Raw genomic sequence first — 26,341 nt, forward strand, 5'->3', positions numbered from 1 at the left:
GGCATGCCGACCGACCGCGCATGACAGTCGATCGGCGAAAGCCGCAATTGGGGGGTGCGAACCCAAGGGCGAGTGTTTCGATCGCTCCGGCCCCTAGAACGAAATCCTCGCCTGAAGACCATAGGTGCGCGGCGTGCCGAACGTGGCAGCGATATTGCCGGTCGCCCCGTTGTAAAGCTGTACGCCGCCGACTTTGTAGTCCTCGTCGGTCAGATTGCGCACATAGGCCTGAACATCGATACCGCTTCCACCTATGTCATCGATCCCGAGCGAAGCATTCACCAGCCAGTAGCTTTCCTGCCGCAACAACGGCAGAAGTTCGTCCGGCTGCTGATTTATGATGGCGATGGTGTGCAGGGCGTTGATCCATTGATCACCGGTGTATGACGCATTGGCCAGGAACTTGAGATCGCCCCAATCGTCCGCGAGCGGGCGTTCGTAGATCAGCGTCGCATTGCCCGAATGCGTCGGCGTGAAGAAAAACGGCGTTTCGCTCAGATCCGTGCCGGTAAATTCCTCGATCCAGTCCTCATATTGCGGATCGACGTAGGAATAGCCGAACTGCAATGTCAGATCGTCGGTGGGCCGGATCTGCTGCTGCAACTCGATGCCGAAAACGGTGGCGCTGGCCGCGTTGACCACGGCGGAACCGGGGCTACCGCCGATATTCTCGACCGCCACGGTACGCTGGATATCGTCATACCACTGGTAATAGACGGCGATATTGCTGCGCATCGCGACACCGCCGATATACCAGTCTGCCTTGGTGCCGCCTTCGATATCCCACACGGTTTCCTGCTGAAAAGGCTCATACTCGACCAGAACGTCGGCGCGCAGGTTGAAGCCGCCGGCGCGGTATCCCAGCCGCCCCGTCGCATAGAGCAACACGTCGGGCGTGATCTGGTAATCGATTGCGACACTGCCGGTCGGCTGGGAAAAACTTTCGGAAAGCGGTACTTCGCACTGATCCAGCGGGAGCGGCTGCGGCGGGCTTCCCACGGAAAGCGAACACCCCGTCGCACTGCGCGAAAGCAGGACGACGGACTTTTCATCCCAGTTCATCCGCCCGCCGGCGGTGATGGACAGTTCGGGGGTGAGTTCGAAGGATGCCTGCGCAAAGAGGGCATAGGTGTCGTTATCAACGGTCCCCCCCTGTCGGAGAGGCGAGAACGCCAGAAGATCGGAAAAGAACGTGCCCGGCCCGATCTCGCTGCCATCCTCGTGATAGTAATAGAAGCCCCCCACCCAGTCGAGGCGGCCTCCGAGCGAATCCCCCTGCAATTGCAGTTCGACGCTGTAGTGATCCAGCGTGGAAACCTGATCGAACAGGTCGAGGATTCCGGGGATGGCGGTGGCATCCAGATCGCCATTGGAAATCGACTCCACCTCCCTGTAGGACAGGATGGACTTGAAGGTCAGCTCATCGTTCAGCTCGGCCGTCGTCGTATTGATGAGACCCCACGCTTCGACATCGGCGAAAAGATCGACATTTGTTTCGACCTCGGTCACGTCGCGGCCGTTGGCCCGCTCGACCGCGTCGAAAATGCTGGGGAGTACCAGCCCCTTGGCGGCCTCGATGGCGCACAGCCCGGACGTTCCGCCGACCGGATTTCCCGGCCCGTCGTAGCATTGGATGAACGCGCCATTGGGGTTCGCTGCCTGGATCACCTGCGCGACACCCGTCGTGTTCTGATCGTCGTAGGTGAAGATCGTCGTGTTCTCGATCCCCGGCGCCGGATTCCATTGTGCTGTGACGCGGCCCTGCCAGGTGTCCTCACCGCCGTAACGATCGCCCTGAAGCGGCCCCGGTGCCACGTTTACCTGATAGCCATCGCTATGAACGGTGCGTCCGGACACTCGGACGGCGACGCTATCGCCTAGCGGAATGTCGATTCCCGCCTCGGCTTCGAAAAGGCCGAAATTGCCGATGCCCGCCATCACATTGGCGGCAAAATCGTCCCCCGGCGCGCGCGGCGTCAGCAGGATTGCGCCCCCCACCGTATTGCGGCCGAACAGCGTTCCTTGCGGACCCTTCAGGATCTGCACGTTTTGCAGATCGTACATCGCCAGATTGCTGCCCTGAGCGGGCGATTGCACCGTATCCGCGAAATAGACCGCGACCGTCGGATCCTGTCCGTAAATTGCTTCGGTCGGGCGAATGCCGCGCAGGGAATAGACGGGGCGATTGGGCCGTCCGGATGCGGCGCTCACCGAAAGGGTCGGCTCCAGCACCTCGAGATCCTCGATGTTCTCGATCCGCAGATCGTCCAGCGTCGCATTGTCGATGACCGTGATCGAGATCGGCACTTCCTGCAGGTTCTCGTCGCGGCGACGCGCCGTCACGATGATCGTGTTGGCCGCTACGCTCGACCGCTCCGCCTGTGCCGGGCCGGTCTCCTGCGCGGCGGCTGACTGCGGGGTCAGTGCGGTACTCGCCATCAGCGCCGCGCTCGCACCGCCAACCAAACCTGCCAGTCGCAAGGAATTCATGCTTCTTCTCCCTTATATCGCCGCACCGGTGTCGTTTCTGGCACGCGTATTATTTTTTTGCGTGCATGGCTCGGTGTAAGAGAAAAAATGTCACGTGTGAGGCTTTCAAAGCAACTTACCTTACATATCGCCCGCACGATTGGAGGATCGAGGGAATGCTATAGGATCGCGGATCTTCCCTTTTCACTGCGAAAGATTCGAAGATGGCAACCACAGCAGCGCCGATTGCGACCGAGGATGCCGCCCCGTCGGCCGCCGCGGAATGGCGCGCGAACTGGCCTCTGGTCCTTGCTGCCACGACGGGGTTTTCGTTCTATTCCGTCGCGATCTATGCGACCGGCCTGTTCATTGCGCCGCTGAGTAACGAGTTCGGGTGGTCGCGGACCGAGATAACCGGCGGTCTGTCCATCGCCGCTCTCGTTACGGCGCCGTTCGCACCGGTCGTCGGCGCCATGATCGACCGATGGGGCGCCCGCAGGATGGCTCTGCCCGGGATCGTTCTGACCGCGCTCGGCCTTGCATCGTTCGGCCTTGTCGGCAGCTCGGTGGCCATGTGGCTGGGCCTGTGGGTGCTCTATGGATTTCTGTCGCTATCGATCAAGTCGACCGTGTGGACAGCGGCGGTATCGGGCATGTTCACGGCCGGAAGGGGCCTCGCACTCGCCTTTACCGTGTCCGGTGTCGCCGTGGCGCAGACGGTCGTGCCGCCCCTTGCGCAGGTGTTGATCGACAATTTCGGGTGGCGCGAGGCTTTCTTCATCCTCGCGGCGGGATGGGGCACGCTCGCGCTCGTCGTCAATTTCTTCTTCCTGTACGATGCGCATGACCGCAAGCATGCGACGGCGGCGCAGTCGGAAAACCAGGTTCCCGCTATTCTCACCGGGCTGGACTATGCGAAATCCTTCCGCGATCCCGACCTCATCAAGATCGCCATTTCGACCTTCATAACCATGACGTTGGGCGTTGCCATCCTTGTCCATCAGGTGCCGATCCTGACCGAAGGTGGGCTCACCCGCACCAATGCCGCGCTTCTGGCAAGTCTGGCCGGGATAGGCAGCATCGTTGGCAAGCTTGCCACGGGCTGGTTGATAGACAGGTTCGATCCGCGCTGGGTTTCCGGGCTTACGGTCATCGCCGCGGGGCTCGGTTTCTTCGCCCTGATCGATGAATTTCGCACCGCCGTTCTCACGGTCCCTGCGATGGTGCTGATCGGCTATGCGACCGGAGCCAAATTCCAGATCGCTGCCTATCTAACCAGCAAATACGGCGGAATGCGCAATTTCGGCAAGATATTCGGCACCTTGTCCGTCGTCATAGTTCTGGGCTCCGCTCTTGGCCCGCTCGTGGCGGGGGCAGCCTATGATCTGTTCGGTTCGTACCGCTGGTTCCTTGTCACAGGGGTGCCTGGCTGCCTGATCGGCGGTTTTCTCCTGCTCCGACTGGGGCCAGTGCCCGATTTCGAAAATGGGGACGCCGTTCCAAATTGATCGCTCGCAGCGACCGAAGAACGGTGAAGTTCTATTCAGGCCCGACAGGCGAAGGAGACGTTTGCGGCATCCTTAACAGGCAAAGCGCCGATCGGCGAACAGCCGGGATCGGAACGCAAAGAGCCGTGACCGCGGTCAGTCCCTTTCGCTCATGGCAGAAGGTCGCGACGCACGACGCAAGGACTTAAAGGTAGTTGGTCGGGGAGACAGGATTCGAACCTGCGACATCCTGCTCCCAAAGCAGGCGCGCTACCGGGCTGCGCTACTCCCCGAACCGGGATCGCCTTAAAAGGGCGGGCAGGCAGGCGGCAAGCGATTTCTTCAATCGCATGCGAAGCTGCGACGCCGCAGGCGAAGGAAACTGGTGGGCCCGGCAGGATTCGAACCCGCGACCTAGCCGTTATGAGCGGCCAGCTCTAACCGCTGAGCTACAGGCCCGTGGGGGGAGCGGGTAACCCCGGACCGCCGGTTTGGCAAGCGGCTTTAGCCGGACATACGGTCCGGGACGGTTCGGCGGGTTGCGCCGGTGCCTGCAATAAATTGCGGCAGGTCGCGCATCGTTGCGGCAAAACGCGTTTGCGTGCGTTGCAATGGGAAACAATTTTGCGTAGCAATCCGTTTGTTTCGGCATATGGCGGTTTTGCCGCTCGCTTATTGCCCGTCATGGGCGAATCATTCCAATCTGGCGAAACGCAACACGCCATGGGCCATCGAAGGGATTTGTCCGCCACATGATTCATGATGAAATCGACCGTCGCCTGCTCGCCGAATTGCAGGAAGAAGGGCGCATCACCAATGTCGAGCTGGCCCAGCGCGTGGGGCTGACCGCGCCGCCGTGCCTGCGCCGGGTTCGCGCGCTGGAGGAACGCGGCGCCATTCGCGGCTATCACGCCGATCTCGATCCGGCGGCGCTGGGTTTCACCATCACCGTATTCGCGATGGTCAGCCTCAAGAGCCAGGCGGAGGAATCACTCCGCGCGTTCGAGGATCAGATGGCCGATCTGCCCGAAGTGCGTGAGTGCCACATGCTGAATGGCGAGATCGATTTCATCGTGAAAATCGTCAGCCGCGATCTGCAAAGCTTTCAGGAATTCCTGACGAGCAAGCTGACGCCGACACCCAACGTCGGTAGCGTGAAGACGTCGCTCGTGATTCGCTCGTCGAAGGTGAAGCCGGGCGTCCCGCTGGAATAGGACGCCCCGGCCGATACGGGGCGGCGCCTATTGTTCGCGCTGCTCCATCCATTCTTCCAGCCATTTGATCGTGTAATCGCCGGTCTGGAAATCGTCCTGCCGGATCAGCGTTTCGTGAAGGGGGATGGTCGTCTTAACACCCTCGATCACCATTTCGCCGAGCGCACGTTTCAACCGCATGATGCACCCCTCGCGCGTGCGACCGTATACGATCAGCTTTGCAATCATCGAATCGTAGAACGGCGGAATGCGATATCCGGCATAGAGGCCGCTATCGACGCGCACGTGCATACCGCCGGCGGCGTGATAGCTCGTCACCTGTCCGGGCGAGGGGGCGAAGCTGCGCGGATCCTCCGCATTGATCCGGCATTCGATGGCATGCCCTGTAAAGCGTACCTCGTCCTGCGTTACGGAGAGGGGTTCGCCCCCCGCGATGCGGATCTGTTCGCGCACCAGGTCGAGACCGGTGATGGCTTCGGTTACCGGATGTTCGACCTGAAGCCGGGTGTTCATCTCGATGAAATAGAACTCGCCGTTTTCCCACAGGAATTCGATCGTACCGGCGCCGCGATAGCCCATTTCGGCCATCGCATCGGCGCATACGCGGCCCATGCGATCACGATCGGCGTCGCTGATTACGGGGGAGGGCGCTTCCTCGAGCACTTTTTGATGGCGTCGTTGAAGCGAGCAATCGCGTTCGCCGAGGTGGATGGCCTGGCCATTGCCGTCGCCGAATACCTGAAACTCAATATGGCGCGGATTGCCGAGATATTTCTCGATATAGACGGTGGAATCGCCGAACGCGGATTTCGCCTCCGACTTTGCCTGGCTCATCAGGCCGGGCAGTTCGTCGGCGTTCTGCACGACTTTCATGCCGCGCCCGCCGCCGCCCGATGCGGCTTTCACCAGAACGGGATAGCCGATTTCCTCGGCGAGCGTCAGCGCCTCTTCCGCCGTTTCCACCGCGCCATCGCTGCCGGGGACGAGCGGCAGGCCGAGTGCGCCGGCCGTGCGCTTGGCCTCCACCTTGTCGCCCATGGTGCGGATATGTTCGGGTTTCGGCCCGATCCATGCGATGTCGTGGGCTTCGACGATCTCGGCGAACTTCGCATTTTCGGACAGGAAGCCGTAACCGGGATGGATCGCGTCCGCCCCGGTGATTTCCGCCGCCGAAATGATCGCCGCCATGTTGAGATAGCTGTCCGTCGCCGACGGAGGCCCGATGCACACGGCCTGATCGGCCAGCCGTACATGCATGGCATCGGCATCCGCGGTCGAATGCACGGCAACCGTTTCAATGCCCATTTCCTGTGCCGCGCGATGCACGCGCAACGCGATCTCGCCGCGATTGGCGATGAGTATCCGGGTTATCGCCATGAACGCCTCAATCGACCACGACGAGCGGTTGATCGAATTCGACCGGCTCGGCATCGCCGACCAGGATCTGGCTGACCGTGCCGGCGCGCGGGGCGGGGATGGCGTTCATCACCTTCATTGCCTCGACGATGAGCAGGGTTTCGCCTGCCTTCACCTTGCTGCCGACCGCGATGAACGGCGCGGCGCCCGGCTCGGCGGAAAGATAGGCGGTGCCGACCATCGGGGATTTGACCGCATCGACCGGCGCACCGGGCAATTCGGCCTGTTCGGCCGGGGCGGCGGCGGATGCCGGCGTGGGCGCAGGGGCGGCGGACGCCGGCGCGGAGGCCATGGCATAGGAGCCAGCGGGCGCGGCGCGCGAGACGCGGATTTTCCGGCTGCCTTCCTCGACCTCGATTTCGGTAAGATTGGTGTCGTTGAGCATGTCGGCCAGTTCGCGCACAAGCGCGCTGTTGATGTTCATGTCCGAATTCTCGGCGGTTTTCTCGCCCATGAAAGTCCCTCGCTGCAAATCCAGCCTGTCAAAGTCTGGCGCTATGCGCGCCGAAAATCGCAATGACAAGGGGGCGGCGCCGGTATGCACCGGCCCGAGGGGTGTTTACGCCTAGTCGACGCCCTTCACCTTGCCCCACTGGCGCGCCGCGGTATAGCCGAGATAGCCCGTCCCGAAGAGCGCATAGAGCGGTTCGGGAAGCCCGTTGAGATAGCTCGTCATGCCGCTGCCGATCGCATGCGCGGTCGCGGGATTGAACGCGCCGATCACGCCCATGGGAATCGCGAACAGGATGATGAGATACATCACGTAAAGAAATCCGGGTCGCGCCCGGCTGGTCCAGGGGTCGGACGATTGCGCCTCGGTCACGATCGCCGAAAGCCGCGCCTCGATCTGTTTGAGTTCGTGATCGGCTTCGAGGCTGAGCAGTTCCAGCTTGGCCCGGTCGCGGGCTTCCTTGTCGGGAATGACCTTGTCGATGATGCGGGTGATGGGCCCGATAAGGGATTCGAGAATGGGCATGGCTGCGCTCCTTTGCCGATGGACGCCGGACCGCTACACAGGTTAAATGGTGTAGGAAAATAAAACCATATAGGTTAATGATTTAGATGTCCGGCAGTGTCTGTTCTGCAAAGCCCCATCCGCCCAGCGAATCCCCTTCGGCCCGTTCCAACAACCTATCGGCGTCATCGATGGAAAACGGGTGCGCATCGCGTGCGTCCTTCAATGCGTCCCACCCAATGGGCACGGCGACGGGCGCTCCGCTGCGCGCCCTTGCGGAATAGGGCAGTACTGCCGTGGCCCCGCGCTGATTGCGGAGCCAGTCGATGAAGATACGGCCCTTGCGCTTCGCCTTGCTCATCGTCGCGACGAAGCGGTCGGGCTCGGCCAGGGACAGCGCCTCGGCAAAGCGGCGGGCAAAATCCTTGTGCGCGTCCCAGCCGTGGACGGGCGATAGCGGCACGACGACATGAATGCCCTTGCCGCCCGAAAGCATGGCGAAGCTGACGAGGCCGATATCGGCCAGCCGGTCGCGAATATCGCTTGCGGCCTTTCTTACTTCGGCAAAATCCATACCTGCATCAGGGTCGAGGTCGAAGATCATGCGGTCGGGCGCCTCCACATCGTCGGTGCGACTGCCCCAGCCGTGGAATTCCACGCTCCCCATCTGCACGCAGGCGAGAATACCGGCGTCATCCTTTAGATAGAGATAATCCTCCATCCCGCCGTCCTTTTCGGCGATGGCGACGGCGTGCACATGCGGCCCGAACGCGCCGCTGTCGTGTTTCTGGAAAAAGCATCTCTTCGCGCGGCCCTGGGGGCATCGCACGAGGCTGACCGGGCGCCGTGCGGCAAACGGCAGCATGAGAGGTGCGATGGCCGCATAATAATCGGCAAGCTGCCCTTTCGTCTGCCCGCTATCGGGAAAGACGATGCGCGATCGGCTCGAAATCTCGATCTTGGCCTCAGCCGCCGGTGGTGCTTCGGTGGTTTCGGGTTTGACCTGTGCGGGATCCTTGTCCTCGCGCAGCGCGACAAAGCTGCCGTGGCGTACCTTTTCGTCCGCGGTGAACTCGGCAAAGGCAATCTCGGCGACGAGTTTCGGCGTCACCCAATGCGCTCCGCGGGCGTCGGTTTTCGCCACCTCCACGGGCGGCGTCTTGCGCGCGATGCGCTTCATGCGTGCGGAGATATCGTCCAGCGTATCGGCGTCGAAGCCCGTGCCGACCTTGCCCTTGTACCGCAATTCGCCGCCTTCGTTCTGGGCGAGGAGCAAGGACGCGAACGGGCGGCCCTTCGCCTTCGAAGCGCTATAACCGACGATGACGAACTCCTGCCGCCGGGTGCATTTCACCTTGACCCACGCCTTGCTGCGCGCATGGCGATATTTCGCGTCGATCCGTTTGGAGATGATCCCTTCCTGCCCGGCATCGCACATGGTCCGATAAAGCTGCTCGCCAGCGCCGATGACATGATCGGCAACGTGCACCGGTGGTTCGGCATTGCGCAAAAGCGCCTCCAGACGCTCCTTGCGCTCGATATTGGAAAGGGCAGTCAGATCCTCGCCGCCACTTACGACAAGATCGAAGGCGTGGAACGACATCGCATCGGTGTCGCCCTGAGCCCCCGCCCCGCGTTTCAGCACGGATTGCAGCGCCGAAAAATCGGGATTGCCATCCTTGCCATAGGCCACGATTTCCCCGTCGATCAGCGAGGGAGGAAGGTCGAGCGCAGCGATATGCGCGGCAAGCGGCGCGAATTTGTCGGTCCAGTCTTTCCCGCTGCGCGTATAGATCGTCACCCTGTCGCCCGCCGCCGCGACGATGGCGCGATAGCCGTCGAACTTGATTTCGTGCATCCAGCCATTGCCGCCGGGGACCGCGTCGACCAGCGTGGCGAGTTGCGGCTTGGCAAAGGCGGGCGGTTTCGCATCCCGGCCGCGCCCCGCTCGCGTGCGTGTCTTGCCGGCCTGCTGCGTGGCGCCGCCATAGTATTGGGGATCGGCATCGGCGGCAATCTCCGCCATGGAACGGCCACTCGACACGCTGGTAAGGCAACGATCCACCAGTGGATCGCCGCTCTGCGCATGAATATCCTCGATCTTGCGCAGCAGCCAGTTTTCGCGGCGTTCGCCCTTGCGCGGTTTCATACGGACGAGCAGCCATTCGCCCTTCATCCGCTCGCCCGAAAGGATGAAATGCAAATGACCATCGCCAAGATCGTCCGCGCTCTTCCCCTCGACAGGTTGCCAGGTTCCGCGGTCCCACAACATGACGGTGCCGCCGCCATATTCGCCATCCGGAATGGTGCCCTCGAACCCGGCATAGGACAGCGGATGATCCTCGGTCCGCACCGCCAGCCGTTTTATCTCGGGATCGGGCGAGGGCCCCTTCGTCACCGCCCAGCTTTTCAGGACGCCATCGATCTCCAGCCGCAGATCCCAGTGCAGGCGGGTCGCATCGTGTTTCTGAACGATGAAGCGATTGCCGCCCGGCTCGCCCGGATCGCCGGCCGGTTCGCTGGTCCTGCTGAAATCGCGCTTGGCATTATAGTCGGCGAGGGGGTCGGATGGTTCTGTCATCGACGTTCGCGCGGCGCGGTGCCGTCGTCCTGTGACAAGCGCCGATCGGGACCCATGTGCTGTTCGAGGATGCGAAGGAGGCTCAGCATCACGATCGAAATGATCGTCGCGACCAGCACGAGCGGCCATTGCGCCGCCCCGCAGGCCACCCCGATGATCGCGGCCAGCCAGAGATTGGCGGCGGTGGTGATATTGTGCAATCGCCCACGCGAAAATACGATCAACCCGGCGCCGATGATTCCGATGAACGAACCCGCCGCCTCGAACAGGCGAAGGGGGTCCATTCGTTCCGGCCCGAGCTGCAGATAAAGGGCAATGATCGAAACGGTCGCCGCCGCGGAGGTAAAGCAGATCAGCCCATGCGTGCGCATTCCCGCCGCATGCCCCCGCAATTCGCGATCCAGCCCCAGGACGAGGCCGAGCACCGCCGCGACGCCCAGTCGCAGCATCAATTGCCAGTCAAGCCATTGGAGCGCGATCGATGGGTTGAGTTCCATGGCCGTCCCGCCGTTCAGGCGCTTTTCTTGCGCGAGGTTTTCTTCGAAGGCGATTTGGCGTCACCGTCTCCAACCGATTTCTTCAACGCGGCCATCAGGTCGATGACATTGCCGCCCTTGCCCGTCTGGGGCTCTTCGACATCCTCGAGTATCTTGCCGCTCTTGTCCTTCGCCTTCTTCTCGATCAGCCGCTCGAGCGCGTCGGCATAGCGGTCGTGAAATTCCGACGGGTCGAACGGCGCGCTTTTCTTCTCGATCAATGTCGTGGCAAGTTCGAGCAGTTCGTCCTCGGGCTTGTCCTCGCCGATTTCGCCGAAAAAGGCCTGACCCTTGCGCACCTCGTCGGCATAGCGCATCGTCTCGAGCAATATCCCCTTGCCGCAGGGTTTGAGCGCGACGAGCAATTCCTTGCCGCGCACCGAAATCTGCCCCAGCGCGACCTTCTTCGTCTGCCGCAATGCATCGCGCAGCACGACATACGCATCCATCGCGAGATCGTCCGCCGGCACCACGAAATAGGGCTTTTCGTAGTAGAGGGCGTCGATTTCCTGCGCGTCGACGAACTGAACGAGTTCGAGCGTCTTGCGGCTTTCGACCTTCGCCGCCTCGATCTCCTCGTCGTCGAGGAGCACGTAATTGTCCTTGGAGATTTCGTAGCCGCGAATGATCTCGTCGCGGTCGATGGGGCCGATACCCTGCACGATCTTCTCGTAATTGATCGGCTTGCCGCTCGGTTCGTGAATCTGGCGAAAGCTGATCTTCGAACCTGATTTGACGGCGGTGTAGATTTCCACCGGAATCGATACCAGCGCGAGCCGGATCTGACCCTTCCAATAGGCGCGTGCGGCCATTGTCGTTTCCCCTTCGTTCGAAGGGAAAGCGCATCAGGCGCGATTCGGTTTCCATCGCGGCGCGCAGCATTGCCGCCCGCACGTGAAAACGTGAAGGCTAAACAGGCGGCATGGATAGGAAATCTTGGTCGGGACGAGAGGATTCGAACCTCCGACCCCCACACCCCCAGTGTGATGCGCTACCAGGCTGCGCTACGTCCCGACCGGAACGGCGCCAATAGCGGGGCGCGGAACGCTTGGCAAGGCTTGCGGCACAGAATGTGCGATATCGCCGAAGTAAGGCATTGGTGGCGGGACGGGACGGGGCGTGCATTGCCACGCCTGTGCAATGCTGCTAGTCGCGGCGCGCTGGACCTCGGCGGGGCCGTGATGGCGCCGTCCCGACCCATTTTCAGTCTGCCAATTTTTCAATCCTGATCGAAAGAAGCCGGTAAACCGTGAACAGTTCCCTGCTCATCCTCGCCGCGGCACCCGCCGCCGCCGGACCGCCCGCCTTCATGAACCTCATCCTGCTGGCCGCGATGGGCCTCATCTTCTGGTTCCTCGTCTTCCGCCCGCAGATCAAGCGGCAGAAGGCGCATCAGGCCAAGATCGCCGGATTGCAGCGCAACGACCGCGTCGTGACCGCAGGCGGGCTCGTCGGCAAGATCACGAAGCTGGACGATGATTTCGTCGAGATCGAGATCGCCCCCAATGTCCGGGTGCAGGCCGTGCGCCAGACCATCGGCGACGTGATGCCCAAGGGCGGCGTCAAGCCCGCCAACGACTGAGACCTGCCCATGCTCGATTTCCCGCGCTGGAAAGTCATCTGGCTCTCTGCGATTACCGCGATCGGGGTGTTTTTCGCCCTGCCGTCGCTCGTTTCCATCGCGGGCGGGAAGTGGCCCGGCGCGTTGCCCGACCCCGAGGTGAACCTCGGTCTCGATCTTGCAGGGGGCAGCCATATCCTGCTCGAGGCGGATACGGGGCAGGTGCGCGGGCTTCGGCTCGAATCGATGGAGGAGGACGTGCGCCGCGTCCTGCGCGAGGCCGATGACGAGGTCGAGATCGGCGATATTTCGCGCAGCAACGGGCGCCTGTCCTTCATGGTGCAGGACGCCGACCAGGTCGACGCCGCGCGCGAGGCGCTGCTGCCGCTGACCGACGGCGCGGGGCTTACCGGACAGCGCGACTGGACCATCAATGTCGTCGACGGCACGCGTTTCGTCATCGTTCCCACCGATGCAGGTCTGGAGCAGGGTGTCGAGCTGGCGATGGACACGGCCACCGATGTCGTGCGCCGCCGCATCGACGAGCTGGGCACGCGTGAGCCGACCATCATCCGGCAGGGCGACAATCGCATCGTGGTGCAGGTGCCGGGCCTCGACGATCCGCAGCAATTAAAGGACCTTCTGGGACAGACGGCGAAGCTCGAATTCAAGCTGGTCGACGGTTCGGCGGCGCCTGCTGACCTTGCGCAAGGCATTGCCCCTCCGGGCAGCGAGATCCTGAATTTCGCCACCGGCGGTCAGCAGACCGGCCCGATCGCCGTGCGCCGGCTGGGCGGCATTCAGGGCGACAACCTGACCGACGCGCGCCAGGGTTACGATCAGAATGGCGCGCCGGTCGTCAACATCACCTTCAATCAGGAAGGCGGTCGCAAGTTCGCGCAGCTGACCACCGATAACGTCAACAAGCCGTTTGCCATCATCCTCGACGGCGAGGTGCTGTCCGCCCCCAATATCAACGAACCGATTCTCGGCGGATCGGCGCAGATCAGCGGCAATTTCACCGTCGACAGCGCCAACGCGCTCGCCATTTCGCTGCGTTCCGGCGCGCTTCCCATCGATCTTCAGATCGTGGAGGAGCGCACCGTCGGCCCCGATCTCGGCGCCGATTCGATCCGCAAGGGTCTGCTCGCGCTGATCGTCGGGGGCGGGGCCGTCATGGCGTTCATGTTCGTGACCTATGGCCGGTTCGGCATCTATGCCGACATCGCCATCGTGCTCAACGTGCTGATCATCCTCGGAATCATGGCGATTCTCGGTTCGACACTGACGCTGCCGGGGATTGCGGGTTTCGTGCTCACCATCGGTACGGCGGTCGATGCCAACGTGCTCATCAACGAACGCATACGCGAGGAGCGCCGCCGCGGTCGCCGCGTGGTGCAGGCGGTCGAGGTCGGCTATCGCGAGGCGCAGCGTGCGATTCTCGATGCGAACATCACCAATTTCATTGCGGGCGTGCTGCTGTTCCTCTTCGGATCCGGGCCGATCCGCGGGTTTGCCATCGTGCTGATCATCGGCATCGTCACCTCGGTCTTCACCGCCGTCACGCTGACCCGCATGTGGGTGGCAAGCTATCTGCGGAAAAACCGCCCCGCCGAGCTGAATATCTAAGGGACGTGCCATGAAATTGCTCAAACTCGTTCCCGACAATACGAATATCCGCTTTCTGCGGCTGCGCGTGCCGTTCTATGTCATCTCCCTGCTGTTGATGGCGGCGAGCTGGGCGCTGGTGGCGACGAACGGGCTCAACCTCGGCGTCGATTTCGTCGGCGGGCAGATGATCCGCGCGACCTTCACCGAAACGGAGGAGGCGCCGGTTGCCGAATTGCGGCGCAGCATCGGCGGGCTCGGCTATGGCGACCCGGTGATCCAGCGTTTCGGACAGCCGAACGAGGTGTCGATCCGCATGCGCCTGCCCGAAGGGACCGGCCCCGATTCCACCACGCTCGCCGACCGCATGACGCAGGACATCACCCGCGCCATGGAAACGGAGCATCCCGACGTGCGCATCGACGGCGTCGATTCGGTATCGGGTAAGGTGTCGGAGGAGTTGTTCTCCACCGGCATGTATGCGCTGCTTGCCGCGATGGTGGCGATCGCCATCTATATCTGGGTCCGGTTCGAGTGGCAGTTCGGCATCGGCGCGCTCTTCGCGCTGATCCACGACGTGTCGCTGACCATGGGTTTTTTCGCAATTACGCAGCTGGAGTTCGACCTCAATATCGTTGCGGCTATCCTCGCGATCATCGGCTACTCCCTGAACGATACGATCGTGGTTTACGACCGCATCCGCGAAAATCTGAAGAAGTATCGCCGGATGCCGATGGAGGAACTGCTCGATCTGTCGGTCAATGAAACGCTGTCGCGCACGGTGGTCACCTCGCTGACGACGCTGACCGTGCTGGCCGCGCTGCTCATTCTCGGGCCGCAGGCGACCTTCGGATTTGCCGCGGCGATTGCGCTGGGTATTTTCGTCGGCACCTATTCGTCGATCTACATGGCGGCGCCGATCCTCATCTGGTTGAAGGTCGATTCCAACAGCTTCGTTCCGAAGGAAAGCGCGACCGATCGCCAGGAACGCATCGTTCGGGGCGAGGGCTGACCACGGCGGAGGGCTTAGCGCGGGCCGGGCAATTCGTCCGGCGCGCGCACATCGACGAGCGTTTCCGCCTCGTCGATGGACATGTCGGATTTCGCGATCACGCTAAGCACCCCGTTCGTCTCCAGGATCACCCAGTTCGCATCCTCGAACCGGGTGATTCCCTTCTGACGCAGGGCACCGCGCAGCTCCTCGGGTGAAATGCGTGTGCGGCGCATCGCGTCCTCCAGCACGCGGCCCTTGTGCAGCAGCAGGGTCGGCGACGCCTCGGCCAGTTTCGAGACGATCCCGCCACGCAGTACCAGCAATGTCGTGGCATATTGCATGAGCCCCAGCACCACGATGCCCAGCACCGCATCGGCAAAGGAGATGTCGCGGCTCAATATGCCGGACGCCGCCAGCGCGCCGACAGTGACGGTGATGATCCAGTCGAAATTGTTCATCTGTCCCGTGGTCCGCTTGCCCAATATGCGGACGAAGGCGACGACGCCGATAAAAAAGAACACGCCGCCCAAAGCCACCTCGGCAAGGCGGGGCCAGTCGCTGATCCAGTCGCTTGGTTCCAAAATCGATCCGTCTCCTTCGCCATTGGGAACGGGCGTGGACCGGTTTGGGTCCGGTCAGTCGGCGCGCATCTCGCCGCGGGCGATGCGGTCTGCATCCGATCCCGGCGGCGCGTCGGGCAAAGCGTCGAAATCCACGATAAAGGCGGGCGGCGGGGCGTATCCGAATTTCGAGGTTATGCAGAATGCGAGGCATGGCGGCATGCCGTCGACATCGACCACATCCGGAACGCCGAGGTTCCGCGCCTCTGGCGAGGTGGGGTTGCGCATGGTGAAGGATTCGACGCGCTGATCACGGACGATGGGCGCGCAAACGACGATTTCCTCGCCGCTCGACGGTTTGCACGGGGCGGGGGCGGGCGGGAGCGTCATCGCCTTTTGCCGGGCCAGCATCGCGTCGATATCGGCGGGCGCGCCCGGCGCAAGGACCGCGCCTGCTCCGCCGCTCCATAGCGCCAGTCCCGTGACGAACGCGGCGCGCCCTCCTTTCACAATTGGCGGACCAGCATCACGGCGACCGCCACCCATGCGGGATTGGTCACGACCGTCTGCCGCTGCCCGACGCCGGTGGGCAGGATGGCGACCGATTGCCCATCGCGGTCGATCATCCGCCCGAACAGGAATCGCCCGCCGGGACGGGGGACAAGCACGTCGCGATTGATCGCGCGCGGCGTTTCCACCTCGTCCATCGCACGCAGCCAGACATGGTCGCCGGCGCGATATTCCCCGGCGCTCGCCGCGACTTCCATCACGGTAAGCTTCGCCTCGCCCAGCAGCGCGGCCGGCGCGATCGCCTCGCGCGGGGACGACAGTGGTTCGGCGCCGGTATCCGACAGGCGCGCCACCACCATCGTCGCCTCGCGCGATTCGCTCGTCAACAAGGCCTGCGGCTCCACCTTGAGCGCGGCGGCAATGCGATTGAGCCAGTCGATGGAAAGCGTGCGCATACCGGTTTCCAGCCGTCCGACGGTCTGCGGCGTGGTGGGCGGATCGCAACGTGTCGCGAGGTCGGCCAGGGTCAGTCCCTGTTGCTTGCGTATGGCGCGGATGCGATTGATCATGGCGTGGTCACTACCACCATGGCGACGAACCGCACAGGTTTTATTTTCCTACAGCATTGAACCGGGCCCATTCCGTTCCCGCCGAACGAAAGGAAGACATCACATGGCAGCCGAATATGCGAATCGCGAACTCACGAGCGAGGGGCCGCGCCGCGCGGGCGAAGTCGGGCGCCGGGCGCGCGGCGTCACGGTAAACTTGCGCGAATCGCCGATTGCCTGGCTGCATTCGCGCGGCCATCTCGACGAGCGGCAATTCGATGCGGGCGAACGGCTCCGCGCCGATTACGAGCGGGCGCAGCTGGCTCCCTCCGTCACGATGAGCTGGGATCCGGTGCGGATCAAGGGAGGCGGCGACAATGGCCTGACGCCGGCGGAAAAACAGATGTCGGCCAAGCGCCGCTTTGACGAGGCAACAGCGGCCGCCGGGCCGGGGCTGTCCGATGTGTTGTGGCGCGTGGTGTGCGCGGGTGAAACGCTTCCCGATGCGGAAAAGGCGTTGGCCTGGCCCGCGCGGAGCGGGAAACTGGTGCTGAAACTCGCGCTCGACCGGGTGGCGGGCTATTACCGCATACCGGGCTGAAACCTCAGCCCAGCGCTTCCACCTCTTCGGCAAGTTCGAGCCAGCGTTCCTCGGCTGCGTCCTTTTCCGCGCGCTTTTTGTCGAGCGCGGCGGTCAGCGCGGCGAAACGGTCCGGATCGCTGCTATAGAGGTCGGGGTCGGCGAGCGCGGCCTCGTCCTTCGCCATCGCTGCCTCGAGCGTCTCGATCCGCTGCGGGAGCAATTCGTAATCGCGCTGATCCTTGTAGGATAGCTTCGTCTTGCGCTGCGGCGGGGGTGGGGGCGGCGGGGTGGCGGTTTTCGCGGCCTTGGCCTGCCGGCTGCGATCCTCGCGCTTGGCTTCCCAATCGGCATAACCACCCACCACGATATCCACCGCGCCGCTTCCGTCGAGGCCGAGCGTGAGGTTCACCGTCCGGTCGAGAAAATCGCGATCGTGGCTGACGATGAGCACGGTGCCGTCGTAATCGGCGATGACCTCCTGCAACAAATCGAGCGTTTCGAGATCGAGATCGTTGGTCGGCTCGTCGAGCACGAGCAGGTTCGAGGTCCGTGCAAATTCGCGGGCCAGCAACAGGCGCGATCGTTCCCCGCCCGACAGCGTGCCAACCTTCGCATCGGCAAGACCGGGATCAAACAGGAACTCCTTCAGATAGCCCTGAATATGCTTGCGCACCCCGCGCACGTCGATCCAGTCACCCCCCTCGGCCAGCACGTCGCGCAGCCGCTTTTCATCGGACAGCAGGCTGCGTTGCTGGTCGATCATCACGCCCGACAGCGTCTTGGCCAGCGTGACCGTGCCGGTGTCCGGTTCGATCTCGCCGGTCAGCATTTTGAGCAGCGTGGTCTTTCCCGCGCCGTTGGAGCCGACGATGCCGATGCGGTCGCCACGTTGGATCCGCAAATCGAAATTGCGGATGATCGTGCGGTCGCCATAGGATTTGGAGACGTTTTCGGCGGTGATGACGGCCTTCGTCTTCGTTCCGTCGGCGACGATGGCGAGCTTCGCCTGCCCCTGCGGCTGCACCATGGCGGCGCGGGTGGCGCGCATCTGGTGCAGCTTTTCGAGGCGGCCCTGATTGCGCTTGCGCCGGGCGGTGACCCCGCGTTCGAGCCAGTGCGCCTCGATCTTCAGCCGCGCATCCAGCCTTTGCGCCGCGCGGGCCTCGTCGGCGTAGACCTTTTCCTCCCACGCTTCGTAGCCGCCGAAACCGACCTCGTTGCGGCGCAGGCTCTTGCGATCCAGCCACCATGTCGCGCGGGTCAGTCGGGTGAGAAAAGTGCGGTCGTGGCTGATCGTGACGAAGGCGCCCTTGTAGCGGTTGAGCCAGTCTTCGAGCCAGTCGATCGCGGCGAGGTCGAGATGGTTGGTCGGCTCGTCCAGAAGCAGCAGGTCCGGCTCCATCGCCAGCGCGCGCGCAATCGCGGCACGGCGCTTTTCGCCGCCGCTCGCGCTCGTCGCCTCGCGCTCCATGTCGATGCCGAGCTGACCGGCGATGGCCTCCACCTCGTGGCGCTGCGGCGCGTCGTCCCCGCCCAGCGCATAATCCATGAGACAGGCGCAACCGGTGAAATCGGGCTCCTGCTCCAGCATGACGACGCGCGTGCCGGGCTGTATCGTGCGTTTGCCGCGGTCCGCCTCGATCTCCCCTGCGATAAGCTTGAGCAGCGTGGTCTTGCCCGCGCCGTTCCGCCCGATCAGCGCGAGCCGGTCGCGCGGCAGCACGTGCAGGTCGAGCCCGCCATTGCCGCCCGCCGCATCCGGGCCGCCGAACAGCCAGCCGCCCCCTTGTTGCAGGCCGAGGCCTTCCCAGCTTAAAATCGGTGCCTGTGCCATGCAGGTGCAGCTAATCGCGCCGTTCATCTTGCGCAAGCGGTGATCATGCTATCATCATGGAGTCACGGTTTGATACGATGATATCGAACCATCCGTATTCTGGAGAATGATGCTCATGCGCAAATCCGTTTTTCTGCTTGCCGCGCCCGCAATGGCTATTGCCGCCATATCGGGCGGCGCGATCTCCGCCCATGCCGCGGAGGTTCAGATGCAGGCCGGCGGCCCGGTCGTCGAACTGGGCGTGAGCGAGACCGTGCTTGCCGATCCCGACATGGCGACGGTGGGCGCAGGCGTTACCACCCGCGCGCCAAGCGCCAGCCAGGCGATGCAGGAGAATGCGCGCAAGATGGCCGCCGTTGTCGAACGGATCGCCGCGCTGGGCATTCCGGACGACCGCATTCAGACGACGGGCATCTCTCTCAACCCCCGCTATAATTACCGGAACGACGATGTGCCGCAGTTTCTGGGCTATGACGCGACCAATAATGTGCGGATCGAACTTCGCGATATGGAGCGGATCGGTGCGGTGCTCGACGCGCTGGTCGAGGCGGGCGCGACCAATCTTTCAGGTCCGGATTTCGGCCTTCGCGATCCCAAAGCGGCGCAGGCACAGGCCCGCCGCGCTGCGTTCGAACGCGGGATGAGCCAGGCGACCGAGCTTGCGCGAATGGCTGGTTATACCGGTGTGCGTCTCCTCTCGGTCGAGGAGGCGGTGAGCGAGAATCGCCCGATGCAAAGGGACATGATCGTCGTCACCGGCAGCCGTACGGAAGCCGCCAGCAGCCCCGTGAAACCGGGGCAGGTGGGCACGGATGTCATCCTGACCCTTAAATATGAAATGACGCGATAGGAACCGGCACGACGCGGACGCGGAAATATTCAGATTGCGTTCAATGGCTTGATACTAACACGGCGACCATCATGACAATTCGCACACCCCTTCGCCCCCGCCTCGCCATGCGCGCGCCCGTGGCCGCGGTGCTGGTCGCCGTGTCGTGCCTGTCGCTCACCGTCCCCGCCCATGCCGGGCAGGGAAAACGTGACGGGCAGGGCGAGGCCCGCCGCGAATTGCGCGCCGGCAACGTGCACACGCTGCGCGAGATCGAATCGCGGGTCCTGCCCCGGATGAAGGGGATGGATTATCTCGGCATGGATGAGTTTTCGGCCAATACCTATCGGTTGAAATTCATACGCAACGGGCGCGTGGTGTTCGTGGATGTCGATGCGCGAACCGGGAATATCCTCAATATCATGCGCTGAACCCGGCGCGTTCCCGCGGCCTGGTGCGATGGCGCAATGCGCTTGACCGGACCTTTCCGCTCTTTCATCTGTTCATGTCACGAACCGCCCGCCTTTCGCGGGGGCATGAACGGGGAACATGCATGCGTATCCTGATCGTCGAGGACGAACCCACTCTCGGTCAACAATTGAAGACCACGCTCGAGCAGACGGGCTATGCCGTGGATCTGTCGGTCGATGGCGAAGACGGGCATTTCATGGGTTCGACCGAGGAATATGACGCCGTCATCCTCGACCTTGGCCTGCCCGAAATCGACGGGCTCACCGTGCTGGGCATGTGGCGCAAGGAGGGCAAGACCTTCCCCGTGCTCGTCCTCACCGCGCGTGACAGCTGGTCCGACAAGGTGGCAGGGCTCGACGCGGGCGCGGACGATTACCTCGCCAAGCCGTTTCAGACAGAGGAGCTTATCGCCCGGCTGCGCGCGCTGATCCGCCGGTCGACCGGCAATGCGACGAGCGAGCTGATCGCCGGCGATGTGCGGCTGGACACGCGTTCGGGCCGGGTCACGCTCGACGGGGAGCCGGTGAAACTCACCGCGCAGGAGTACAAGCTCCTGTCCTATCTCATGCATCACAAGGGCAAGGTCGTCAGCCGCACCGAACTGATCGAACATATCTATGATCAGGATTTCGACCGCGATTCCAATACCATCGAAGTGTTCGTGACCCGTATTCGCAAGAAGCTGGGCGCGGATGTCATCACCACGATCCGTGGCCTTGGCTACAGCCTCGACGATCCCGCCGACGCTCCGCGCGGGTAAGGGCGCGTCGGATCGCGCCGAAGGGCCGTCGGGCGATGCCTCCTCGGCCCTGACCGACACGCGTTCGCGGCCTGCGCGCGCGCATACGGGTTCGCTGTCGCGGCGCATGATGCTGATTGCGCTGGCGTGGATTTCGATCCTGCTGCTGGCGGGCGGGGTGGCGCTCGACCGGACACTCAATTCCTACGTCACGCGCAGTTTCGACGAACAGCTCGAATATATCCTGACCGCGATGGTCGCATCGGCCGAAATCGGGCCGGACGATGCGGTGTGGTTTTCGCGGCCCCTGGGGGATCAGCGTTTCCTGGAGCCTGGGAGCGGGCTCTACTGGCAGATCGTTGGCGAAGGGCACGAGGATTACCTTTCGCGGTCCTTGTGGGACAGGCAATTGCCGGTACGCCAGACCGACAGCATGGAGCCGGTCATCTTCGATTCCGCCGCGTTCGAGAACGAACCGCTGCGCGTGATACAGCGGCCCATCATCCTTCCCGGCAGCGATACGACATGGTGGTTCACCGTGGCCGCATCGCGCGGCGAATTGAATGCGCAGATCGGGCGGGTGCGCTCGATCCTCATCTACAGCTTCGTCGTGCTGGGTTTCGGCCTCATCGTGATGGCCGCGTTGCAGACATGGCTCGGCCTTTCGCCCCTGCGCGGGGTCAGGCGCGCCATTCACCGCATCCGGGTCACCGGCGTGCCGCGCGTGGAGGAGCCGCTCCCGCTCGAGGTGCAGCCGATGGTGGATGAATTGAACGCATTGCTCGCCCATTCGCAGCGGCAGGCCGAGGAGGCGCGCACCCATGCCGGCAATCTCGCCCATGCGCTCAAGACGCCTCTTACGGTCGTCAACAATGCCGCCGCGGCGCGCGCGCCCGATCTCGACGCGGTGGTCAAGCGCGAGGCCGCGATCATGCGGCGGCAGGTCGATCATCACCTCGCCCGCGCCCGCGCGCTGGGCCGCAGGGTGAGCGGTCTGGCCCGCGCCGACGTGCGCGGCGCGGCCGACGCGGTGGAGCGGGCGGTGAGCCGGCTCTACCCCGACGTGCGGTTCGACATCGACGGCGCCGATAGCGCGATGGTCGCGCTCGAACGGCAGGATCTTGACGAATTGCTCGGAAATCTCGTCGAGAATGCCGCGAAATACGGCGGCGGCAGCGTGTTCGTCACCGTCGATGCGGTGCCCGATGGCAAGCTGTGCGAAATCTGGATCGAGGATGACGGCATGGGCATTCCCGATCCCGAACGTATCCGAATATTCGACCGGGGCGCCCGGCTCGACACGAATAAGCCGGGTACGGGGCTCGGCCTTGCGATCGTGCGCGACGTGGTCGAAATCTATGGCGGTGAGGTCGCGCTGGAACAGAGCGAGGATCTTGGCGGGCTTCTCGTGCGGCTGGCCCTGCCGCGGGCGGGGTAGGTGCGCGGGTGCAGCTTACTGGCGCTTATTCGCCGCGCGCCTGCTGATGGTGGCGGATGACCTCGTCTATGATGAAGCGCAGGAATTTCTCGCTGAATTCCGGATCGAGATCGGCATCTTCGGCCAGCGCGCGCAGGCGGGCGATCTGCTTCTCCTCGCGCGCGGGGTCGGCGGGGGGTAACGCCGCCTTCGCCTTGAACGCGCCGACGGCCTGCGTGATGCGGAACCGTTCGGCCAGCATGTGCACGAGCGCGGCATCGATGTTGTCGATGCTGCGGCGATAGGCGGAAAGGACGTCCTTGGGCGAGCGGTCATCCTCGGCCTGCGCCTGTTTCGATGTCGGTTTCGATCCGGTCATGGCATGCGTCTTACCAAGCCCTCGCCTGCTGGCAAGCGCATTGCGGCGGTGCCCGGTTGCGGAACGCCGCCGTTCCGGCGCGTTTCGTCTGGATATCGGCAACTTGTCTCTTGCTTTGGCGCGCTATCGCCCCCAAACGACGCTGCGTGAGCGCAACCGTGCACAAATTGACCCCCGGCGAACCGTCGCTGTCTCCGATTCTGGCGCTGACCGCCGATGGGATGAGCGGGGTGAACCGCATCATCCTCGACCGGATGCAGTCGAAGATTCCGTTGATTCCGGCATTGGCAGGCCATCTGATCGCGGGCGGGGGCAAGCGCATGCGCCCGATGTTGACACTCGCCAGTGCGGCGCTCCTCGAATACGAAGGGGTGCGCCATCACAAGCTCGCCGCCGCGGTCGAATTCATCCATACCGCGACGCTGCTGCATGATGATGTCGTCGACAAATCCGACATGCGCCGGGGCAAGGATGCCGCAAATATCGTGTTCGGCAACCCTGCCGCCGTGCTGGTCGGGGATTTCCTTTTCTCGCGCAGCTTCGAACTGATGGTCGAGGACGGCAGCCTCAAGGTGCTGAAAATCCTTTCGGGCGCGAGCGCGATCATCGCCGAGGGCGAGGTCGATCAGCTCACCGCCCAGCGCAAGGTGGAAACGGGCGAGGAACGCTATCTCCACATCGTCGGCGCGAAGACCGCCGCACTGTTCGCCGCCGCCTGCCGCATTGCCGCGGTCGTTGCCGAACGCGATCCGAAGGTGGAGCAGGCGCTCGACGATTACGGGCGAAATCTGGGCATCGCGTTTCAGTTGGCCGACGATGCCATCGATTACGATTCCGACGTCGGCGAATCGGGCAAGGACAAGGGCGACGATTTCCGCGATGGAAAGATGACGCTTCCCGTTATCCTCGCCTACGCGCGCGGCGACGCGAAGGAACGCGCATTCTGGCAGGATGCGATTCGGGGCAAGCGTAACGCGGACGAGGATCTTGCCCATGCCATCGCGCTCATCGCGAAACATGACGCGGTGGCCGACACACGCGAACGCGCCCGCCATTTCGCCAATCGCGCCATCGATGCCATATCGGGCTTTCCCGCGAACGAGGCGCGCGCCGCGATGATGGAGGCGGTGCAATTCGCGGTGGCCCGCCGCTATTGACCCTGCGATGGAGAGCGCGCCGCTCCCCGTAAATGCCGTCCTGCCCGACCTTGCCGCCGCGCTGCGAGAGGGGGGCTGGGCCGTGCTGATCGCGCCGCCGGGTGCGGGCAAGACGACGGCGGTCGCCCCGGCCTTGCTGCACGAGCCATGGTGCGACGGCGAAATCCTCCTGCTCAGCCCGCGCCGGGTCGCCGCGCGCGCCGCCGCCGAACGCATGGCCGAAACGCTGGGCGAACGGGCGGGCGCAACGGTCGGCTATCTTTCGCGTATGGACAGCCGGACCTCGGCTCTCACCCGCATCACGGTCATGACGGAGGCGATCTTCGTCAATCGCATCGCCGCCGATCCCGAACTGTCCGGCGTCTCCGCGGTGCTGTTCGACGAGGCGCACGAGCGTCATCTCGATAGCGATCTTGGGCTTGCCCTTGCACTGGAAACGCAATCGGTGCTTCGGCCCGATCTGCGTCTTTTGGTCATGTCGGCGACGATCGACGGCGCGCGCTTCGCACAGACGATGGGCGGCGCCCCGGTGATCGAGAGCGAGGGCAAGATCCATCCCCTTACCATCGAACATATTGGCGCGCGGGCGGAATTGCGGCTGGAGGATCAGGTGGCGGGTGCGGTTCGCCGCGCCTGGAGCGAGACAGAGGCGGACCGCGATATTCTCGCCTTCCTGCCCGGCGTACGAGAGATCGAGCGGGCGATGGACACGGTGACGGCGGCGCTGCCGGGCGCGCTCGTCCTGCCGCTCCACGGACAGGTGGACCCGGCGGAGCAGCGCCGTGCGTTGCGCCGCGACGGGGGCGGGCGGCGGCGCATCGTTCTCGCCACGGCAATTGCGGAAACCTCGCTCACGCTCGACGGGGTTTCGGTCGTCGTCGATGCGGGATTGTCGCGCCGCCCCGAATTCGACCGGGAGGCGGGCCTGACCCGGCTCGTCACCGTGCGCGCCAGCCGCGCCGCGATTGCACAGCGGGCGGGCCGCGCCGCACGGCAGCGGCCCGGCACCTGCTATCGCATGTGGGAGGCCGCGGCGGAGGGCGGGTTCGAGCCCTACGATCCGCCGGAAATCGCGACGGCCGATCTTGCGCCGCTGCTCCTCACGCTGATGCGGTGGGGGAGCGGGGCGGACGAATTGCGCTGGCTCGACCCGCCGCCCGCCGCCGCGCTCTCCGCCGCGCGGGGAAGGTTGGAAATGCTGGGCGCGCTCGACGCAGAGGGGCGGCTGACGGCGCATGGTGCCGATCTCGATCGCATGGGGATCGAGCCGGCGCTTGCCGCGATGGTGCTGTTCGGGGCGCGGCACGATGCGGCGGAAACGGCGGCGCGGATCGCGCTGCTGTTGCAGGAGCGCGGTCTGGGCGGCGGGGGCGAGGATCTGGCTGCGCGGCTGTCGCGGTGGAACGCCGCGCGCGGGGCGCGGGCCGATGCCAGCCGCAAGCTCGCCGCCCGGTGGGCGCGTCGGGCCGAAAGCCTCGTAAAGGCGGAGCGGGCGGGCACGGGCGATGTCCCGCCGCCGGGCATCTTGCTCGCCCATGCGTTTCCCGACAGGGTCGCGCGGGCGCGGGGCACGAATGGCGAAGACTGGCTGACCGCGGGCGGGCGCGGATTGCGGCTCGACCCGCTCTCGACATTGGCGCGGGCGGAATGGCTGGCGGTCGGCGAGGCACAGGGGCACGCGGGCGGGGCGCGCATCATGGCGGCGGCGCAGATCGAGGCGGAGGATGTCGAACGCTGGCTCGGCGACCGGATAGAACGGCGCCGCGATCTGCGCTGGAACGAGGGGCGGGCGGAGGCGCGCCTGCAACGCCGGATGGGCCGGATCGTGCTGGCCGAAGGGCCGGACCCTGATCCCGATGCGGCGGCGATTGCGGCCATGATGGTGGCGCGCGTGGCGCAGGGCGGGCTCCACCTGTTGCCGTTGGGCCGCGCGGCGCATGGCCTGTTGGCGCGCGCGCGTTTTGCAGGGATCGACACGCTGTCGGACGAGGCTTTGCGCGCCGAGACGGACACATGGCTCGCGCCGCTGTTGCTGGGCAAGCGAAGTTTCGACGCGCTCGATCCGCGTGGATTGCATGATGCCCTGCGTGCGCGGCTCGATTGGCAGGCGCAGCAGACGCTCGACCGCGTGGCGCCGGCGAACTTCACCTCGCCCGCCGGGACGAGCCATGCCATCGATTACGAAGCGGAAGGCGGCCCGCAGGTCGAATTGCGGGTGCAGGCGCTGTTCGGGCTGGACACCCATCCGCAATTCGGCAGCCCGCCGCGCCCGCTGCTCCTGCAACTCACCTCACCCGCGGGCCGGCCGATCCAGGCGACGCGCGACCTCCCCGCATTCTGGCGCGGGAGCTGGGCCGATGTGCGCCGCGAAATGAAGGGCCGCTACCCCCGCCACCGCTGGCCCGAAAGGCCGTGGGAGGAGGAGGCCAGTCTCAAGACCCGCAACGCTTTCGAAGGGCGGGGCCGATCCCGCGCTTGATTTCGGCGGCGGCA

24 protein-coding genes and 3 tRNA genes are annotated in these 26,341 nt (G+C 64.1%); 12 read left to right on the forward strand and 15 right to left on the reverse strand.

Features of this window, described 5'->3' with window-relative positions:
* Positions 1-93 precede the first annotated feature (93 nt).
* A complete protein-coding gene (locus K4G67_RS00985; RefSeq protein WP_239804556.1) occupies positions 94-2,490 on the reverse strand; it encodes a TonB-dependent receptor in 2,397 nt (798 codons plus the stop codon).
* A 203-nt stretch (positions 2,491-2,693) separates the two neighbouring features.
* On the opposite strand from K4G67_RS00985, the gene K4G67_RS00990 reads away from it, so the two are divergent.
* The gene (locus tag K4G67_RS00990; RefSeq protein WP_239804557.1) at positions 2,694-3,977 is read left to right on the forward strand and encodes an MFS transporter; all 1,284 of its coding nucleotides are present in this window, start codon (positions 2,694-2,696) and stop codon (positions 3,975-3,977) included.
* Positions 3,978-4,172: 195 nt separating this feature from the next.
* Here K4G67_RS00990 and K4G67_RS00995 read toward each other — a convergent pair.
* Both K4G67_RS00995 and K4G67_RS01000 read right to left on the reverse strand, forming a co-directional pair.
* Positions 4,173-4,249, reverse strand: a tRNA-Pro gene (locus K4G67_RS00995).
* A gap of 90 nt (positions 4,250-4,339) precedes the next feature.
* Positions 4,340-4,415, reverse strand: a tRNA-Ile gene (locus K4G67_RS01000).
* 293 nt (positions 4,416-4,708) lie between these two features.
* On the opposite strand from K4G67_RS01000, the gene K4G67_RS01005 reads away from it, so the two are divergent.
* Positions 4,709-5,170, forward strand: coding sequence for an Lrp/AsnC family transcriptional regulator (locus K4G67_RS01005; RefSeq protein ID WP_239804558.1), 462 nt, complete (start codon positions 4,709-4,711; stop codon positions 5,168-5,170).
* Between the two features lie 27 nt (positions 5,171-5,197).
* Here the strand turns inward: K4G67_RS01005 and accC are convergent, their stop codons facing one another.
* The 7 genes from accC to K4G67_RS01040 form a co-directional block, all read right to left on the reverse strand.
* A complete protein-coding gene (gene accC / locus K4G67_RS01010) occupies positions 5,198-6,547 on the reverse strand; it encodes an acetyl-CoA carboxylase biotin carboxylase subunit (RefSeq protein WP_239804559.1) in 1,350 nt (449 codons plus the stop codon).
* A gap of 7 nt (positions 6,548-6,554) precedes the next feature.
* Positions 6,555-7,040: an acetyl-CoA carboxylase biotin carboxyl carrier protein gene (gene accB, locus K4G67_RS01015; RefSeq protein WP_239804560.1), complete on the reverse strand. Its 486-nt coding sequence runs from the start codon at positions 7,038-7,040 to the stop codon at positions 6,555-6,557.
* Positions 7,041-7,151: 111 nt separating this feature from the next.
* Positions 7,152-7,562, reverse strand: a complete 411-nt coding sequence (locus K4G67_RS01020) for a holin family protein (protein ID WP_239804561.1) — start codon at positions 7,560-7,562, stop codon at positions 7,152-7,154.
* A gap of 82 nt (positions 7,563-7,644) precedes the next feature.
* Positions 7,645-10,122: a DNA ligase D gene (gene ligD / locus K4G67_RS01025; protein ID WP_239804562.1), complete on the reverse strand. Its 2,478-nt coding sequence runs from the start codon at positions 10,120-10,122 to the stop codon at positions 7,645-7,647.
* Positions 10,119-10,619, reverse strand: a complete 501-nt coding sequence (locus tag K4G67_RS01030) for an MgtC/SapB family protein (protein ID WP_239804563.1) — start codon at positions 10,617-10,619, stop codon at positions 10,119-10,121. Before K4G67_RS01030 ends, ligD begins: the two co-directional genes overlap by 4 nt.
* Positions 10,620-10,633: 14 nt before the next feature.
* Positions 10,634-11,470: a non-homologous end joining protein Ku gene (gene ku / locus K4G67_RS01035; RefSeq protein ID WP_239804564.1), complete on the reverse strand. Its 837-nt coding sequence runs from the start codon at positions 11,468-11,470 to the stop codon at positions 10,634-10,636.
* A gap of 125 nt (positions 11,471-11,595) precedes the next feature.
* Positions 11,596-11,672, reverse strand: a tRNA-Pro gene (locus K4G67_RS01040).
* 235 nt (positions 11,673-11,907) lie between these two features.
* Between K4G67_RS01040 and yajC the strand changes: the two genes are divergently transcribed.
* Genes yajC through secF form a run of 3 tightly spaced genes read left to right on the forward strand, consistent with a single transcriptional unit; the run spans position 11,908 to position 14,839 of the window.
* Entirely contained in the window at positions 11,908-12,240 is a 333-nt protein-coding gene (gene yajC / locus K4G67_RS01045) for a preprotein translocase subunit YajC (RefSeq protein ID WP_236672228.1), read from the forward strand.
* 9 nt (positions 12,241-12,249) lie between these two features.
* Positions 12,250-13,848, forward strand: a complete 1,599-nt coding sequence (secD, locus tag K4G67_RS01050; protein WP_239804565.1) for a protein translocase subunit SecD — start codon at positions 12,250-12,252, stop codon at positions 13,846-13,848.
* A 10-nt stretch (positions 13,849-13,858) separates the two neighbouring features.
* A complete protein-coding gene (gene secF / locus K4G67_RS01055) occupies positions 13,859-14,839 on the forward strand; it encodes a protein translocase subunit SecF (RefSeq protein WP_239804566.1) in 981 nt (326 codons plus the stop codon).
* A 14-nt stretch (positions 14,840-14,853) separates the two neighbouring features.
* Here secF and K4G67_RS01060 read toward each other — a convergent pair whose 3' ends face one another.
* Genes K4G67_RS01060 through K4G67_RS01070 form a run of 3 tightly spaced genes read right to left on the reverse strand, consistent with a single transcriptional unit; the run spans position 14,854 to position 16,460 of the window.
* Positions 14,854-15,402, reverse strand: a complete 549-nt coding sequence (locus K4G67_RS01060) for a DUF421 domain-containing protein (RefSeq protein WP_239804567.1) — start codon at positions 15,400-15,402, stop codon at positions 14,854-14,856.
* A 54-nt stretch (positions 15,403-15,456) separates the two neighbouring features.
* Positions 15,457-15,891 (reverse strand): hypothetical protein, encoded by a 435-nt coding sequence (locus K4G67_RS01065; RefSeq protein ID WP_239804568.1) that lies wholly within the window; start codon positions 15,889-15,891, stop codon positions 15,457-15,459.
* Positions 15,888-16,460: a helix-turn-helix domain-containing protein gene (locus tag K4G67_RS01070; RefSeq protein WP_239804569.1), complete on the reverse strand. Its 573-nt coding sequence runs from the start codon at positions 16,458-16,460 to the stop codon at positions 15,888-15,890. Before K4G67_RS01070 ends, K4G67_RS01065 begins: the two co-directional genes overlap by 4 nt.
* Before the next feature lie 103 nt (positions 16,461-16,563).
* Between K4G67_RS01070 and K4G67_RS01075 the strand changes: the two genes are divergently transcribed.
* Positions 16,564-17,040 carry a DUF6456 domain-containing protein gene (locus K4G67_RS01075; protein WP_239804570.1) on the forward strand — a complete coding sequence of 159 codons (477 nt, stop codon included), beginning with the start codon at positions 16,564-16,566 and terminating at the stop codon, positions 17,038-17,040.
* Between the two features lie 4 nt (positions 17,041-17,044).
* Here the strand turns inward: K4G67_RS01075 and K4G67_RS01080 are convergent, their stop codons facing one another.
* Positions 17,045-18,856 carry an ABC-F family ATP-binding cassette domain-containing protein gene (locus K4G67_RS01080; RefSeq protein WP_239804571.1) on the reverse strand — a complete coding sequence of 604 codons (1,812 nt, stop codon included), beginning with the start codon at positions 18,854-18,856 and terminating at the stop codon, positions 17,045-17,047.
* A 115-nt stretch (positions 18,857-18,971) separates the two neighbouring features.
* Between K4G67_RS01080 and K4G67_RS01085 the strand changes: the two genes are divergently transcribed.
* From K4G67_RS01085 to K4G67_RS01100, 4 genes are all read left to right on the forward strand, one after another.
* Entirely contained in the window at positions 18,972-19,706 is a 735-nt protein-coding gene (locus K4G67_RS01085; protein ID WP_239804572.1) for an SIMPL domain-containing protein, read from the forward strand.
* Between the two features lie 71 nt (positions 19,707-19,777).
* Positions 19,778-20,116, forward strand: a complete 339-nt coding sequence (locus K4G67_RS01090; RefSeq protein WP_239804573.1) for a PepSY domain-containing protein — start codon at positions 19,778-19,780, stop codon at positions 20,114-20,116.
* A 122-nt stretch (positions 20,117-20,238) separates the two neighbouring features.
* The gene (locus K4G67_RS01095) at positions 20,239-20,916 is read left to right on the forward strand and encodes a response regulator (protein WP_239804574.1); all 678 of its coding nucleotides are present in this window, start codon (positions 20,239-20,241) and stop codon (positions 20,914-20,916) included.
* Complete coding sequence (locus K4G67_RS01100) at positions 20,867-22,333, forward strand: sensor histidine kinase (RefSeq protein WP_420829971.1); 1,467 nt, start codon at positions 20,867-20,869, stop codon at positions 22,331-22,333. Before K4G67_RS01095 ends, K4G67_RS01100 begins: the two co-directional genes overlap by 50 nt.
* Positions 22,334-22,358: 25 nt before the next feature.
* Here K4G67_RS01100 and K4G67_RS01105 read toward each other — a convergent pair whose 3' ends face one another.
* The gene (locus K4G67_RS01105; protein WP_239804575.1) at positions 22,359-22,691 is read right to left on the reverse strand and encodes a chorismate mutase; all 333 of its coding nucleotides are present in this window, start codon (positions 22,689-22,691) and stop codon (positions 22,359-22,361) included.
* 146 nt (positions 22,692-22,837) lie between these two features.
* On the opposite strand from K4G67_RS01105, the gene K4G67_RS01110 reads away from it, so the two are divergent.
* A complete protein-coding gene (locus tag K4G67_RS01110) occupies positions 22,838-23,848 on the forward strand; it encodes a polyprenyl synthetase family protein (protein ID WP_239804576.1) in 1,011 nt (336 codons plus the stop codon).
* Between the two features lie 7 nt (positions 23,849-23,855).
* Entirely contained in the window at positions 23,856-26,327 is a 2,472-nt protein-coding gene (gene hrpB / locus K4G67_RS01115; RefSeq protein WP_239804577.1) for an ATP-dependent helicase HrpB, read from the forward strand.
* The last annotated feature ends 14 nt before the right edge of the window (positions 26,328-26,341 follow it).

The sequence above is a fragment of the Croceicoccus hydrothermalis genome (assembly GCF_022378335.1).
Classification (GTDB): domain Bacteria; phylum Pseudomonadota; class Alphaproteobacteria; order Sphingomonadales; family Sphingomonadaceae; genus Croceicoccus; species Croceicoccus hydrothermalis.